Here is a 15,881-nt window from a genome sequence, read left to right on the forward strand (position 1 = left end):
GTTACCAGCGGTAGACGATGCTCGGGTTCGGCTCGTCGCTGCCGCGAATCGCAATCGGAGTCGCCGGTGTAATCAGCAAACGTACCGTCGAGTTTTGGCTGACAAAACCGACGAATCCGCCGTTGCCGTTGTTCTCGAAGATGCCCCTGACAGCATCCTCGAGGCCGTGCGCGGCGGCCGCGTCGGCGAGCGGATAGCGGACCCCGTCGTAGATCGCTTCGTAACTCATGATCCTTCTCTCACTGATGTCGTGGTGCTCACAGCGTAAGAGCGCTGGACCGAGTTGTGGCCGGTGCCGACACATTTTCCCTCAACTGAAATTAGGCCGGATTTCTACACTTCGGGTGACCGTAGTCGGCCCGTCAGGCGCGCCACCGTTGACCGGTGTAGGGAGAGCGTCACACCCGGCAAGACGGGCGGTTACCGTCTGTCGGTATGGGGACCACCTTTCACGGGCCGAGCCCGTGGCCGCATATAACCCGCGCCATCCGCACCCGGGGCGCCCGGTACGCCGCGATCGGCTACCTCGGGCAGGACGCACCCGAGCTGCTCCCGCTGCGCGCGGGGGACCTGTTGGTCGTCAATGCGTCCAAGGCCGCTATCCGGGCGCACGCCACCTCCCCCGTCGCCCTCACCTATTACGTCGAGCGGGGGGTGCGGGTGCTGTCGTCGCCGACCCTGCACGCGAAGGTGATCGCCACCGATACCCGGGCGGTGATCGGGTCGGCCAACGCTTCCGAGAATTCCACCCTCGCCGATGACGCTGTGGTCATTACCGATGATCCCGAGATCGTCGCCGGTGTCCGCACGTTCATCGACGGCCTCGACGAGATCACCGAGGTCGATCAGGTGTTTCTCGACGACGCGATCCTCGAGTGGGAGATCGGCCGCGCCGTCCCACTGCCCGGGGTCACCGGCCGCGTTCGCACCGAAACAGATTTCCTGCCCACACCGGTGGGCCGGATGTTCGTCAAACACGCCGTCGATTACGAACCCACCGACACCGAACAACAGGTCCTCGACACCCAGCGGGGCCGGCATTCGACGGTGGGCGGGCCGGTGGTGAAGTACCAGCTCGAGTCGCTCCGCCTCGACACACGCGGCACCCTTCGGCGCGGTGACGTGATTGTCTTCGTCTCCGCCGGTGACGAGTGGATCCACCCGCCGGCCGTGGTGATCTCCGATCCGATGCGGATCCCGCGGTCGGGCGGTGCGGTGTTGTTCTTCCTGCGCACCCGCACCGACCTGCCACCCGTGCCTCTCACTGACGCCGAGAAGGCGCTGACCGACCTCGGGCACCCTGGGTCACGGCTGCGGACCGATCACTACGTCCGCTCACCCAGCCTCCGGACCGCGCTGCTCACACTGTGGGAACTCTGAGCGGACACGGCCACGAAATGAGCTGCGCACCATTACCGAGCCGCCCCGCCCCTCGAACGCCCCGAGGTCTGCACGGAACTCGACAACGTTTTCGTCCGCGATCTCTCGTGCTCGACAATGTCTGGCGTGTAGCTGCTGCTTTCTCCCTCAACGGCGAACACAGTCTCTGTCGTTGCCGTCGACCGGTTCCACCACTACCCACCTCGCCACGAGAAGTGACTGCCGGGGTGGTCAATACCCATGAGCCACAGGACGGGCGCCGTGCGACGCCCACCACGTAACCAATGCGTTGCTAGCTAGCGTAGCGTGGTTAGCTATCCTCGCCTTGCCGTCACGGTGCGGAGCGTCCGCGCTCGCTTGATGACGATGCCACTCTGCGGCACGCCATCCGGTTCAGGCGGAGAAGTTTGGGAACCCGGGGCCGCTTGGGCACCCACGTCACTGTGATGAAAATTTTGTCCTCCCCCACGAGGGCGGCACGACATTCAATCACCAACCGCTCAGCAACTGAACGCCGTCACCACCCACTTCGGGATCGTGGGCGGCGTGTGGCGAGCGTCAGGTCATTAGACACCTCCGAGGAGACCGCGCTACAGCTCGACGGATGTACGTTGCTGCATCGTGCGGGGTGTGGGTGTTCGCTTGCGGCGATGGCGGATTGGATACGGCAGCGCAGGTTTTCGTCGTCCAGATGTGGAATTGCCAAACCCGGTTACCACCAGCAGCGCGGTTCCAAATGCGGATGTGGGCAGTCTTGTTGACGACCGCAATAGTTGACACGGCGCCGCCTGTCGCTGATCGAGCGCCTGATCTTCGGTCTCGTGCGCGGCCTCGACTTCTGCGTGCGCGGGGCCGCCTCGGCCAGCACTGGCCGTGGCCGCCGCTCCCGGTGCGGTCGCGGGTCGGTGCGCCACGGCCGCACAGTGAGCCGCTGGTGCCCGTGTGCGGCGCGACCAAACGGTAACTCGCTCACGTGTGGGTGAGTTGCCGGTCCTTCACTTTCCGGCCCACTGCCACGCACAGCAGCATCAGCAGTGCCGCCCCCACGAAGCAGGTTGCGTAGCCGAGGTGCGGAGCGAGGAGTGAGATGACGAACGGGACGGCGAAGCCGATGTAGATCAGGCAGTAGAACACCGCGACGGTCTGCGCGAGTTCGTCTGCCGGTGCCAGCTTTTCGACAGACGCGAGACCGGAACCGAGCAGGATGCCGTAGCAAGATCCGAGGAGGAACGCCGCGACGACGATCGCGGCGACGGACAGCGCACCGCCGGTGTATGCGACGACGGTCGCGGCGGCGAAGCCCAGCACTCCGAGGGCGATACCGACCCGGATCCCGGCGGCGGCGTCGTCCAACTGCGACCACCGTTTGGCCCACGGCTGGATCACCGCCCCGGTGATCAGGGTCAGCGCCGCGACGAGCCCGGTGAACGCCACCGACGTGGAGCGCAGCGACTCGGAGACGAGCGGTGGAAGGGTCGCGAACGACACGGTCGCTACACCGAACACCCACGGCGCCCAGGGGGCGATGCCCCACCGGAACTGGGGTGTCGCCAGCACCGACAGGGGTTTGGCGATGAGGTCGGTCGCCCGGACCCGCACGTCGGGCACCGCCCACACCAGCACCAGGGCGCCGACCATCAACGCGATGTGCACCAGGTACGGGAGCAGTTCGGGTGCGGGGAGCCACTGCGCGATCACGCCGGCGAAGAGGGCCCCGCAGCCGAATCCCGCGGACAACGACACGGCGGCGCGGCGTGCACCCGCCCCGGCGGGCGCGGTGGAGCTGAGTTCCTTCATCCAGGCGGTGCCGGCGCCGAACGCCATGCCGGAAGCGAGTCCGGCCAGAACCCGGCCCAGATAGAGCAGGTCGGGGACGGCGGCGCCGGCGATGAGCACGAGCGAAGAGACGATGCCCACGGGGATCATCGGGCGGATCACCGCGCGCCGGCCGAACCGGTCGGACACGCGACCGAAGTACAGTAGGGCGGGTACGAGCCCGACGACGTACGACGCGAGCATCGCGGTGAAGGCGCCGTTTCCGAGACCGAGATGTTCCCGGTAGACGAGCTGCATCGGGGCGAACTGGTTGGCACCCCAGCTGACCGCGAACAGCGCGGCGGCGAGGCGGACCCAGGGCGAGAGCATCACCTGATCCTCCCAGAGCCCGTAGCGCGGCGAAGTATCAACTCTTCACAGCTCGGGCCACGGATTCCTGTGCACACTGGCCGTGTGCGGCGGGTTCGGGGATGTCTAGCGTCGACCCCTGAGCACGAGCCGAGGAGGACATGTGTGGGGTAACGACGGCAGCTGGGTCGGCTCGGACGCGCAGACGATCGCCCGCGCGGTGATGAACCGGGAGGTGTCCGCGAGTCAGGTGCTCGACGACCACCTGGCGCACATCAAGGCCCGGAACCCGGAACTGAACGCCGTCGTCACCGTCGCCGAGGAGCAGGCGATCCGGGCCGCCGACGACCTCGATACCCGAATCGGCCGAGGGGAGGTCGTCGGTCCGCTGGCCGGCGTCCCGTTCACCGTGAAGGATCTGATCGCGACCGCGGGTGTCCGGACGACGGCGGGATCGCGCGCGCTCGAGCACAACGTGCCTTCTGTCGACGCGCCCGCGGTGGCCGCGATGAGGGCGGCCGGCGCGATTCTCGTCGGGAAGACGAACACCCCGGAGTTCGGGGCGAGCGGCCTGACGCACAACGATCTCTTCGGGTACACGGTGAATCCCCTCCGACCCGACGGTGTTCCCCGCTCACCCGGTGGGTCGAGCGGCGGCGAAGCGGCGGCGATCGCGTCCGGGATGAGCGTGGTCGGTCTCGGCACCGACTTCGGCGGCTCGGTGCGCTGGCCCGCCCACTGCACGGGGCTGCGCTCGGTGCGCCCGACGATCGGCCGGGTGGACCCCGACGGACAGTATCCCGGCGTCCCGTCGGGTGATCACCTGTTGACCAATCCTGCGACCATGCACGGCACGTTGCAGACGATCGGCCCGATGGCGCGGACGCTGGACGACGCGGCCCTGGTGCTGCGGGTGCTCTCGTCCCCCCGGTTCCCGTGGACGGATCCGGAGTCGGTGGACCTCTCACGTCTCGACATCACCTGGGCGCCCGGTGACGGGACCGTCCCGGTGGACACGGAGATTGTCGCGGCCGTCGCCGGCGCCGCCGGCAGGCTCGGTGCCCGCCCGTACGAGGGCGGGGCGCTGTCGGAGGGCAACGATCTGTTCGGCAGGTTGCGTGCGGTCGAAACCCACACCGACATCACCGAACTCGGTACCGACTTCGGAACGAACATCGCCACGATGCTCGCCGACGCGCGGGACGTGGACCGGCGCCTGGTCGAGCGACTGTGGGCGCAGCGAGCGGAACTCGTGCACCGATTGCTCGGCGAGATGGGCGACGTCCTCGTCCTTCCCGTCGCCTCGATCCCGGCGCCGCCGCTCGGCGACGAAGTGTTCGACGTCGGTGGACAGTCGCTCACGTGGTCTCAGGCCCTGGCGAGTTGCCGCGCGATCAGCGTGACGGGTCTGCCGTCCGTCGTCGTTCCGGTGGGAAGCACCCGGTCCGGTTTGCCGATCGGCGTGCAGGTCGTCGCGCGGCTGTGGTGCGAGCACGTGGCGTTGGCCGTGGCCGCCCGGTTGTGAGGCGACCACGGCCGACGCCCGCGTCAGATCACCCGGTCTCGCCGGAGGCCCTCGATGTCTTCGTCACTCAGCCCGAATTCACCGAGTACCTCGGCCGTGTCCTGCCCCAGCACCATCGGCGGCGCATTCCGGATCGGCAGGGTCTCGTCGTCCACCCAGAACGGACCCCGGACCAGCGGCATTTCCCCGCCGTCCGGTGTGGCCACCGGCTGCACCATCTTCAGCTCCTGTACCTGCGGGTCGGCGAAGGCCTGATCGATCGTGTGGACGGGACCGCACGGGATGCCCGCCGCGCGAATCGATGTGACCCATTCGGCGGCCGGCCGCACCGACAGCAGTTCGAGAAGTTCCTTGGTGAGCCGATCGCGGTGCGCGAGTCGTGACTGGCCGGTGCGGTATTCGGGCCGGTCGGCGAGGTCGGGGTTTCCGAGAACCTGGCACAGCGACACCCAGTGCCGGTCCGAGCCGGTCGCGATGATGATGGGGAAATCGGCGGTGTCGAACGTGCCGTACGGCGTGATGGTCGGGTGCGTGTTTCCGTTCGGCTCCGCGACGCGTCCGGTGCTCAGGTAGTTCTGCGCCTGGAACGACATGATGGACAGGGCCGATTCGAGCAGCGACGTCTGCACGTGATGACCGGCGCCGTCATTGCCCCGGGACACGAGCGCCGCCGTGATGCCCAGCGCCGCATAGATACCGGACACCGTGTCGATGATCGGGACGCCGACGCGCATCGGCGTGTGGTCGCCGGCCCCGGTCACCGACATCAGACCCGACATGCCCTGCGCCACCTGATCGAGTCCGGGTGAGAACTGCTCGGGTCCGGTCGGGCCGAAACCGCTGACACTCATGACGATCACTCCGGGGTTGTCCTCGGCGAGCGACTCCTGGTCGAGTCCCATGTCGGCGAGGACGCCGGGACGGAAGTTCTCCACGATGACGTCCACGTCGACGGCCATGCGGCGCAGCAGTTTCCGGCCCTGCTCGCTGCGCATGTCGAGCGCGACGGAGCGTTTGCCGCGGTTGACGGAGGCGAAGTACAGGCTGTCGCTGCCGTCGAACGGCGGCCACTGCCGGGAACTGTCGCCACCGGAACGGGTCTCGACCTTGATGATGTCGGCGCCGAAATCCGACAGCAGTGCCGTGCACAGCGGACCGGCGAGGGCCCGCGTGAGGTCGAGGACCCGGATCCCGCTGAGCAACTGATTCATGGTGGATCCTCGGTTCTCTGTGAAGGAAGGGGGACCGTCCGAGAATTGCGGAGACGCCGATCGATAGCGATGGCGAGAATGCACAAGCGGCTGCTGGGGATTTCGGCGCATTGTGTGCCGCGTCGGCCGGTCGCCGCCGGTTAGCGTGAGGTTCCCGACGAAGCACCCGAGGAGTACGAGACGATGCGCGACATCCTGACGGGCCTGGAATCGTGGTTCGACCGCGGCGAGAATTTCGCCCTCGCCACGGTGGTGCGCACCTGGAAATCGTCTCCGCGGGCGCCGGGCGCGGCGATGGCCGTGTCGGAATCCGGTGAGGTGCTCGGAAGTGTGTCCGGTGGGTGTGTCGAGAGCGCGCTGTACGAGACGGCGGGGGATGTGCTGGCCGACGGGCGCAGCCGGACGGAAGTGTTCTGCGTGGCGGACGACGACGCGATCGGTGTCGGACTCACGTGCGGCGGCACCATCGAGGTGTTCGTTCAGCGCATCGGGCGCAACGACTTCCCGGACTTCGCGAACGTGGCGCACAGGATCCGCAGCGGTGAGTCGATCGCCGTGGTGACGGAGACCGGCGACGGATCACGGACCCGGCGCTGCGTGATCACCGGGGACGGGGTCGCGGGCGACCTCGACCTGCCCGAGACCGATGTCGAGAATGTCCGCCGCCGTCTCGACGCCGGTGAGTCGGTGGTGTATCAGCTGCAGTCCGAGACGGCGTGCATGGTCGAGATCTTCGCGCCCCCACCGCGGATGTACATCTTCGGGGCCATCGACTTCGCCGCGGCCATGTGCACGCTGGGCGCATTCGCCGGCTACCACGTCACGGTGATCGACGCCCGCGCCGTGTTCGCGACGCGCGCCCGGTTCCCGGACGCCGACGACGTCGTCGTGATGTGGCCGCACCGGTTCCTCGAGACCGCGCCGGTCGACCACCGGACGGTCCTCGCGGTGCTCACCCACGACGAGAAATTCGACATCCCACTGCTGGAGCTGGCCCTGCGGTCGGACGCCGCGTACATCGGCGCGATGGGCAGCCGGGCCACGCACGAACGCCGGGTCACGCTGCTGCGGGAACAGGGAACCACCGCGGCGGAGCTCGCGCGGCTGCATTCACCGATCGGCCTCGACCTGGGTGCCCGCACCCCGGAGGAGACCGCGGTGTCGATCCTCGCCGAGATGATGAAGACGACCCGGGGCACGTCGGGGCGGGAGCTCCAGCAGCTGAGCGGTCCGATTCACCGTGATGCGCCGGCCGGGACCGGCCGTCCGCTCGAGTGCACCAGGTGACCGTCGTTTGACGGGTATTCGGGTCGCGACTTAAGGTCACACTTTCGCGCCATCCGGGGCGAGTGTCGGATCAGGTGGGCAGGGTGTTGCAGTGACGACGAGGGACGTCGGTAGTTCCGCTCCCGGGTTCCGCGCAGCCGCCGACACCGGCGACGGGCCTGGTCCGGGCGTTGCGCCGCAACCGTTCGCCGACGTGCTGATGTCGGATCTCCTCGTCTCCCCGACCCTGGTCGCCGGCGCGACCGGCACCTCGCGTGAGGTGTCGAACGTCGCCGTGATGGCGGTGCCGGACATCGGACCGTGGCTCCGGACCGGACAGTTGCTGCTCACCACGTCCGCGGTTCTCGGCCGGCTGGTCGAGCCGATCGACGCGTTTCTCGCCCGGCTCGACAGGCGGGGCGTCTCCGGACTGGCCGTCCGGCTCGACGACCCCACTGCGACGCTGCCGGCCGAGATGTCCCATGCGGCTGACGAACTCGGGCTTCCCGTCGTCGTGGTCGCGGACCTGTACTCGCAGGCACACCCGCTGGCGGGTGCGCTCGCGGAGTCGTCGGCCCGGCAGGTCGACGCCGTGTTCGAGGCCGACCGGTTGCGGAGAGTGCTCGTCGACGTCGTAATGGCAGGCGGTGGATTCGCCGAACTCGCCGTCGCCGTCCACGGTGAACTGGGCGGGGCCGTCTTGATCACGACACCCGACGGACGTCAGTTGTGCCGGGCCGGCGACGAGTCCGAGCTGAACCGGCTGGCGTCGAGTGCCGCGCTCGACTCCACCGGCCGGGTCCGCACCGATTCGACCGAGGGCGGGCTCGGCCTGCACCGGCTGGGCGACGAGTTCCTCGCCGTCTCAGCGATTTCGGCCAACGGCATCGACCACGGGCGGCTGGTACACTTCAGCACCGGGCACCCGCTGCGCAGCGAAGACCTGAATCTCGTCGAGCAGGCGGCGGCGGTGTGTGCCCTGGTCGTCGCCCGCGAACTGGTCGTGTCCTCGGTGGAGGAGAAGCACCGCGCGAACTTCGTGCGGGACCTGCTGCTCGGCCGCGGCGGCGAACACGAGCACGTCGCCGCGCATGCCAAGACGTTCGGCTGGGACCTGGACCGTCCCGTGGTCGTCGTGGTGATCGAACCCGATCCGGTCGATGAGGACGAGCCGTCGATCCCCACCCGGATGCCGCTCGTCGAGCGCCAGGCGCGGGCATTCACGAGTGCCGTCGCGGGCCGGGACACGGGCGCCGCCGTCACCGCACTGGCGACGGAGACGGTGATCCTGATGGGTGTCGGCACCGACACGCTGAACCTGGTCCACGAACTGGTCGCGTACGTGCGCGGCGACGGCGGCGGTGGGCGCATGCCCTTCGGGGTGGGGGTGTCCCGGCCGACGGACTCGGTGGACGGCATCCCGGCCCTCTACGGCCAGGCCCGGACCGCGCTGAAGGTGGGACGGCAGATCACCGGCGCCTGGGCCGTGACGCATTTCGACGACCTCGGCGTCTACCGGCTGCTGAGCCTCGTCGAGGACGACCGGGAGCTCGAGTCGTTCGCCTCCGAGACCCTCCGCGAACTGACCGCCGACACACCCGAGGCGCAGGACATGCGCCGCACCCTCGAGGTGCTGCTCGCCACCAACATCAACATCGCCGAAACCGCACGTCAACTCCACTTTCACTACAACACCCTGCGGTACCGGGTGGTGAAGCTGGAGAAGATGCTCGGGTCGTTCACCGATCACCCCGAATTGCGCCTCGACCTGTCGCTTGCCCTGAAGATCATGGCGATGCGCGGCATCAATTCCTAAAGTTGCCAATTTCGCCGGGCACGCACTGGCAGATTCTTCTCACGCCGGGTGGCTGACGCTGTAATAACGTTTCCCTCCTATCGAGGTGCAACTGTGACATGCGGCACATCATCGAAGCTGGCCGCCCGGCACCCCTGCACCGTCACCTGTCTGAAAGGTCCCCCTATGCCTATCTGGACACTGCACGGAGATGGCAAGACCTTCGCGCCCGGGGAGGTCGTCGCCCCGAGCGAACGGCTCAGCTGGGGTCGCACGATCGGGCTCGGCGGGCAGCACGTGGTCTCGATGTTCGGGGCCACGTTCGTCTTCCCGATCATCATGGGTCTCAATCCTCAACTGGCCGTAATGTTGTCGGGTTTCTGCACCCTCTTCTTCCTGCTGGTCGTCAAGGGCCGGATTCCCAGCTACCTGGGGACGTCGGCCGCGTTCGTCGGCGGCATCGCCGCCATCCGCGCCCAGGGCGGCACCTCCGCGCAGGTGACCGGGGCGATCCTGGTGTCGGGTCTCGTGCTCGCCGGGATCGGCGTGCTGATCCACTTCCTCGGCGGCGGGGTGGTGTTCAAGATCCTGCCGCCCGTGGTCACCGGCGCCGTCGTCATGCTGATCGGGTTCAACCTGGCCCCGGTCGTGGCCGGAACGTACTGGCCGCAGGACCAGTGGGTCGCGTTGACGGTGATGGTGGTGCTGGTGGTGGCGAGCGTCGCGCTCCGAGGGTTCCTCGGGCGGGTCGCGATCTTCCTGACGCTGCTCTTCGGATATGTGCTGTCGTGGGTGCTCGACCTGACGACCGGCATGATCACGTCGTACGACCCGGTCGCCGGCGGGGTTACCGAGCACTTCCGCGTCAATTGGGACGGTGTCTCCTCGGCGTCGTGGATCGGGCTGCCGCCGTTCTCCGATGAGGCGAACGGCATCGTGGGTATCCACGCGCCGTCGTTCAGTCTCACGTTCATCGTCCTCGTGCTGCCCGGTGTGATCGCCCTGATCGCGGAGAACGCCGGACACGTCAAGGCGGTCGCCGAGATCACCAAGACCGACCTCGACCCGATGATGGGACGCGCCCTGATCGGCGACGGTTTGGCCACCACGATCGCGAGCAGCGTCGGCGGATCGCCCACGACGACGTACGCCGAGAACATCGGCGTCATGGCCGCGACGAAGGTGTATTCGACGGCCGCGTACGCCGCGGCAGGCGTCATTGCGATGCTGCTGGGCTTCTCCCCCAAGTTCGGTGCCGTCATCTCCGCGACCCCCGGTGGGGTGCTCGGCGGAATCACGGTGGTGCTCTACGGGATCATCGGCCTGCTCGGTGCGAAGATCTGGAAGGAGAACGGCGTCGACTTCGGCAACCCGCTCAACCTGATGCCCATCGCCGCCGGCCTGATCATCGCGATCGGTGACACCGAGCTGACGTTCACGGACAGTTTCTCCCTCAGCGGCATCGCGCTCGGCACGATCGTGGTGATCGGGATGTACCACCTGTGCCGCGTCATCGCCCCGAAGGACGCCGGCGACGCGGGGGCCGGCGACCGCACCCCGAAGCCGACCGCGGACGACGGAACGGCCCCGGATCGGGTCGGTCAGCTCACGTGATCTGCCATCGGTGGGACGTGAGTTTTGTCACTAGTTCACGAAACGTCGAGCGCACGATACGGGCAGGATCTGAAGAATGAAACCGTCGCCACTGACTTATCACCGACCTCGGTCGATCGACGAGGCCTGTCAGATCCTCGCGGACGTGGCTCACGAGGGAAAAGTGCTCGCGGGCGGGCAGTCGCTGATCCCGTTGCTGTCGATGCGACTCGCCGCACCGGCTCACCTCGTCGACATCGGATCGATCCCCCGGCTCGACGCGGTGTCGTCGTCACGGGAGCTCGGTGTCACGTTCGACGCGCTGACCACCCATTCAGTGCTCGAAGCCGACCGCGGCGCCGCACAGGTGCAGCCGCTGATCGGCCGCGGACTGCGTCTCGTCGCGCACCCGACCATCCGCAACCGCGGCACGACGGTCGGATCCATCGTGCACGCAGACCCGTCCGCGGAGATGCCAGCGGTGCTTGCGCTGCTCGGTGGTTCGATCACCGTGCGTTCGGTGCGCGGGGTCCGGGAGATCCGGTCGACCGACCTGTTCGCCGGGCCGCTCGAAAGCACACTCGAGGCCGACGAGATCGCGACCAGTGTCACGGTCCCGGCTGCCGAGCCCGGGGTCGGGACGGCGATCGACGAGATCGCCCGCAGGCACGGCGACTACGCCCTCGTCGGGGTCGTGGCGCAGGTCCGCGTCGAGGGCGGCGCGGTGGCGGAGGCCCGGATGACGTACGTGTCGGCCGGCGAACTCGGTGAGGTCGTCGACTACACCGACGTGCTGCGGGGTGCGTCCGCGACGGACGACCGGGACCCGTTGTGGCGGAATTTGTCCGAGTTCGCGAGGGAGCGGATCGACACCGAACCCGACATCCACGCCACGGCGCGGTACCGGTCGCAGCTGGTCGCCGCCCTGACCGCCCGGGTCGGGTTCGCGGCCGCGCAGGATGCAGTACTCGACGGTGCCGCCGTGCACGCGTCGGCGGGAGGAAGGTGAAAATGGCAAAGGCAACACGCAGCATCGACGAGCAACTCGCCGAACTGCAGGAGGATACAGGTGAACAGCACGTCGCGGTGACGTTCACGCTCAACGCGGTGACGCAGACGGTGCTGCTGCCGTCCCGGACCCTGGCGTCCGACGCGATCCGGCACCATCTGCGCCAGACCGGAACACACGTGGGCTGCGAGCACGGGGTCTGCGGCGCCTGCACCGTGCTGCTCGACGGCAAACCCGTGCGGTCGTGCCTGGTGCTCGCGGCGAGCCTCGAGGGCCGGAAGGTCACCACCGTCGAGGGTCTCGTCGAACCCGACGGCACCCTGCATCCGGTGCAGCAGGCGTTCATCGACTGCCACGGCCTGCAGTGCGGCTTCTGCACACCCGGTTTCGTCACCACCATCGCCGCGTTCCTCGAGGAGAACGATTCGCCCACCCGCGAGGAGGCCACCGACGCGATCGCCGGCAACCTCTGCCGGTGCACCGGGTACCAGAACATCCGGGCGGCCGTGCTACGCGCCGCGGAGATCAAGCGCGAGCGTTCGGGCGAATTCCCGCTCGGCAAGGACGACGAGACGGCACGCGCCTCACTCGATCCGAAGGTCCGCGGCACCACCAACCCCGTCGGCGGAAGGACAGGGCGAGCATGAGCGTCACGAAACCCCGCACGGATCCGGCGCGCACGAAGGAAAGCGGTTCGGAGACCGCAGAATCCGAGAAGCTGTTCGGTAAGCCGATTCCCCGCACGGAGGATGCGCGGCTCCTTTCCGGTAACGGCCGCTACCTCGACGACCTCGGGCACAACGCGCTCATCGCCGCCTTCGTCCGGTCGCCGCACGCGCACGCCCGCATCACCGGGATCGACGTCGATGCGGCGCTGGATCTGCCCGGCGTGCACGCGATCTACACGTACGACGACCTCGCGGACGACTCCCCGGAGATGGCCGAAAATCTGCCCCTGCTCATCCCGCACCCGGCGATCACCGCCCCGCGCAACGGGTATCCGCTCGCCAAGGACGAAGTGAATCACGTCGGCGAGGCGATCGCGATGGTGGTCGCCGACAACCGGTACATCGCCGAGGACGCGTGCGCAAAGATCGACGTCACGTACGAGATGCTCCCGCCGGTCGTGGGAATCGACGTGGCGCGACAGGCAGACAACGCCGTGCACCCCGACGTCCCCGACAACGTGGCGGCGCACCTGCAGCACGGCTTCGGCGACGTGGACGCCGAACTGGCGAACGCACCGCACCGGCTCACCCTGAACCTCGAGATCGAGCGGTCGGCGTCGATGCCGATGGAAGGCAAGGGCGTCTACGCGCGCTGGGACACCGACGAGCAGGCGCTCACGTTCTGGACCTCCACGCAGACGTCGACGTCGGCGCGTGCGGCCATCGCCGCGCGACTGAAAATGGCGCACAACAAGGTCCACTGCATCGCCCCCGACGTCGGTGGCGGTTTCGGTGTCAAGATCGTCCACCCCTGGCCGGAAGAGGTCATGGTCACCTGGGCGGCGCGGCAACTCGGGACGGCGGGCATCTCGAGCGAGGTCAAGTGGGTCGAGGACCGGCGCGAGCACTTCGTGTCCAGCGCGCACGAGCGCGGCCAGATCCAGGAAGTGACGGTCGGATTCGACGACGACGGCACACTCCTCGCCTTCGACTTCACGTTCTGGCACGACAACGGCGCGTACCTGCCGTACGGCATCATCGTCATGCTCAACACGTCGACGCAGGTGCTCGGGCCGTACAAGCCGAAATCGTTCCGGGTGGACGCGTACTCGCTGTACACGAACACCGTCATCGTGACGCCCTACCGCGGCGCCGGCCGACCGCAGGCCGTGTTCGCGATGGAACGCGCGATGGACGCGATCGCGAAGTACCTAGGCAAGGACGTCATCGAGGTCCGCGAACACAACTTCATCCGGCCCGAGGAAATGCCGTACGACTTCCACCTCACGTTCCAGGACGGGCGCCCGCTGATCTACGACACCGGCAACTACCAGGCTGGGATCGACAAGCTGAAGAAGCTCATCGACTGGGATGGGTTCGCCGAGTACAAGAAGCAGGCGAAGGCCGAGGGCCGGGCCGTGGGCATCGGGATCGGCGCCTACGTGGAAGGCACCGGACCCGGACCGTACGAGGGCGCCCACGTTCTCGTCGAGACGTCGGGGAAGGTCAAGGCCGCAACGGGTCTGACCACCCAGGGGCAGGGCCACCAGACGGCGTTCGCGCAGATCGTCGCCGATGACCTCGGCGTGCCGGTCACCGACGTCGAGATCGTCACCGGCGACACCCGCCGATTCGGTTACGCGGTAGGCACTTTCGCGTCTCGCGGCGCCGTGATGTCCGGATCGGCGTTCCACGTGGCCGCGCAGATGGTGGCGGAGAAGGCCCGGACGATCGCCGGTGAGGCGCTGAATCTCGACCCTGCGGAAGTGGAACTGCGCGGGGGGCACGTGTGCAAGATCGGCACACTGCCCGGCGCCGAGGGCACGTCCATCTCGCTGGGTGTGGTCGCCGTGCTGTCGAATCCGCTGCGCTACGCGTTCGACGACGCGTCGCGGCAGGCCACCGGGTTCGCGAAAGCCGACACGGACATGACGATTCCGCCGGTCCGGGAGGGTGAACAGCCCGGGCTCGAGGCCACCGGCTACTACTCGCCGCCGACGTCGACGTTCGCGTCCGGTGTGCACGCGGCGATCGTCGAAACCGATCCGGTGACGGCGGAGATCCACGTGCGGCGGTACGCCGTGATCCACGACTGCGGCAACGTCATCAACCCGCGGATCGTCGAGGGCCAGGTCATGGGTGCCGTCGCGCAGGGTGTCGGTGGCGCGCTGTACGAGAGGATCGTCTACGACGAGCACGGCCAGATGCTCAACGCGTCGTACATGGATTTCCTGATGCCGTTCGTCACCGAGATGCCCGACTCGCTCGAGATGGACCACACCGTAACCCCGTCCGGTCTCAATCCCCTCGGGATGAAGGGCGCAGGCGAGGCGGGCGTGATCCCGACGTCCGCCGTCATCGCGGCAGCGATCGAGGACGCGGAAGGCATCCCGATCACCTCCATGCCGATATCCCCTTCCGAGTTGTTCGAGCTTCGCCTCGCGCACGCGTCGTCACAGAGCAAGGAGAACGAATGAGAATCGCCGGCACCGCCCTACTGACGGCCCCACCGGAGGCCGTGTACGACAACCTGCAGGACGGACGGGTCCTCGCCGCGACCATCCCCGGGGTGCAATCCCTCGAGCAGCTCAGCGACAACCATTACAAGCTGTCCATCACCGCGGGCGTCGCGTCCATCAAGGGCACCTATGACGGCGAAGTGATTCTGTCGCAGCAGAATCGGCCCGAGTCGTTCGTGATGACGGCATCGGGTGCCGGTGCTCCCGGCACCGTCAAGGCCGACGTGACGGTGCGGCTAGAGGAACGCGACGGCGGCACCCTGCTCAGTTACGACGCGGACGCCGTCGTCGGCGGCATGGTCGGCGGTGTCGGGCAGCGGATGATCACCGGTGTCGCGAAGAAGATGGCCGGAGTGTTCTTCAAAGGCATCGACGGTGTGATCGCCAACGGCATCCCGGCCGCCGAAGCCGCCGCGGTAGCGGCCGAGGTTCCGGCGGTCGCCGGCGTCGCGGAGGCGGTCCCGGTTCCCGCGGCAGCCGCCGCAGGGGTGCGGGTGTCCGAGGGCACCTCCACGACAACCGTTCTCGCGTCGGCCGCACTCGGTGCGGGCATCGCCCTCGCCGGTGTTCTCGTCGGAGGCATCCTCGTGCGGGGCGCCTGCTCGAAGTAACGCCGCCACAACTCGTCACACAGCACCCCGAACCTTCCGGTTCGGGGTGCTGTCGTCTGTCCGGGGGCCTCCGGTCGCGGCAACGCCGAACGAGGACCGGTGAGTTCGGCGATATGTGACAAAGAAACCGGGCGTCCGAAGCGGTGCAATTGCCTTACAGAGACGAGCCCAGGAGGAATC

At 67.9% G+C, this 15,881-nt stretch carries 12 protein-coding genes; 9 read left to right on the forward strand and 3 right to left on the reverse strand.

The window, feature by feature from the left end; all coding sequences use genetic code 11:
- Nucleotide 1: 1 nt before the first annotated feature.
- A complete protein-coding gene (locus L1080_RS34535) occupies nucleotides 2-229 on the reverse strand; it encodes a hypothetical protein (RefSeq protein ID WP_109335662.1) in 228 nt (75 codons plus the stop codon).
- Between the two features lie 206 nt (nucleotides 230-435).
- Between L1080_RS34535 and L1080_RS34540 the strand changes: the two genes are divergently transcribed.
- Complete coding sequence (locus L1080_RS34540; RefSeq protein ID WP_250776791.1) at nucleotides 436-1,380, forward strand: phospholipase D family protein; 945 nt, start codon at nucleotides 436-438, stop codon at nucleotides 1,378-1,380.
- A 969-nt stretch (nucleotides 1,381-2,349) separates the two neighbouring features.
- On the opposite strand, the gene L1080_RS34545 is transcribed toward L1080_RS34540, so the two are convergent.
- Entirely contained in the window at nucleotides 2,350-3,525 is a 1,176-nt protein-coding gene (locus L1080_RS34545; RefSeq protein ID WP_250776790.1) for an MFS transporter, read from the reverse strand.
- Nucleotides 3,526-3,667: 142 nt separating this feature from the next.
- On the opposite strand from L1080_RS34545, the gene L1080_RS34550 reads away from it, so the two are divergent.
- Nucleotides 3,668-5,029 carry an amidase gene (locus tag L1080_RS34550; RefSeq protein WP_250776789.1) on the forward strand — a complete coding sequence of 454 codons (1,362 nt, stop codon included), beginning with the start codon at nucleotides 3,668-3,670 and terminating at the stop codon, nucleotides 5,027-5,029.
- Nucleotides 5,030-5,052: 23 nt separating this feature from the next.
- Here L1080_RS34550 and L1080_RS34555 read toward each other — a convergent pair whose 3' ends face one another.
- Nucleotides 5,053-6,240, reverse strand: coding sequence for a CaiB/BaiF CoA transferase family protein (locus L1080_RS34555; protein ID WP_250776788.1), 1,188 nt, complete (start codon nucleotides 6,238-6,240; stop codon nucleotides 5,053-5,055).
- A gap of 183 nt (nucleotides 6,241-6,423) precedes the next feature.
- On the opposite strand from L1080_RS34555, the gene L1080_RS34560 reads away from it, so the two are divergent.
- From L1080_RS34560 to L1080_RS34590, 7 genes are all read left to right on the forward strand, one after another.
- Complete coding sequence (locus L1080_RS34560; protein WP_208963945.1) at nucleotides 6,424-7,527, forward strand: XdhC family protein; 1,104 nt, start codon at nucleotides 6,424-6,426, stop codon at nucleotides 7,525-7,527.
- Between the two features lie 91 nt (nucleotides 7,528-7,618).
- Nucleotides 7,619-9,322 carry a PucR family transcriptional regulator gene (locus L1080_RS34565; protein ID WP_250776787.1) on the forward strand — a complete coding sequence of 568 codons (1,704 nt, stop codon included), beginning with the start codon at nucleotides 7,619-7,621 and terminating at the stop codon, nucleotides 9,320-9,322.
- 165 nt (nucleotides 9,323-9,487) lie between these two features.
- Nucleotides 9,488-10,915: a uracil-xanthine permease family protein gene (locus L1080_RS34570; RefSeq protein ID WP_250776786.1), complete on the forward strand. Its 1,428-nt coding sequence runs from the start codon at nucleotides 9,488-9,490 to the stop codon at nucleotides 10,913-10,915.
- A gap of 76 nt (nucleotides 10,916-10,991) precedes the next feature.
- On the forward strand, nucleotides 10,992-11,903 hold the full coding sequence (locus L1080_RS34575; RefSeq protein ID WP_250776785.1) for an FAD binding domain-containing protein: 912 nt from the start codon (nucleotides 10,992-10,994) through the stop codon (nucleotides 11,901-11,903).
- 2 nt (nucleotides 11,904-11,905) lie between these two features.
- Entirely contained in the window at nucleotides 11,906-12,550 is a 645-nt protein-coding gene (locus L1080_RS34580) for a (2Fe-2S)-binding protein (RefSeq protein ID WP_250776784.1), read from the forward strand.
- Nucleotides 12,547-15,048 (forward strand): aerobic carbon-monoxide dehydrogenase large subunit, encoded by a 2,502-nt coding sequence (gene cutA / locus L1080_RS34585; protein ID WP_250776783.1) that lies wholly within the window; start codon nucleotides 12,547-12,549, stop codon nucleotides 15,046-15,048. The genes L1080_RS34580 and cutA overlap by 4 nt, the downstream gene beginning before the upstream one ends.
- On the forward strand, nucleotides 15,045-15,701 hold the full coding sequence (locus tag L1080_RS34590) for an SRPBCC family protein (protein WP_250776782.1): 657 nt from the start codon (nucleotides 15,045-15,047) through the stop codon (nucleotides 15,699-15,701). Before cutA ends, L1080_RS34590 begins: the two co-directional genes overlap by 4 nt.
- Nucleotides 15,702-15,881: the final 180 nt, after the last annotated feature.

It is taken from the genome of Rhodococcus sp. MSC1_016 (genome assembly GCF_023667485.2).
GTDB lineage: Bacteria > Actinomycetota > Actinomycetes > Mycobacteriales > Mycobacteriaceae > Rhodococcus_F > Rhodococcus_F oxybenzonivorans.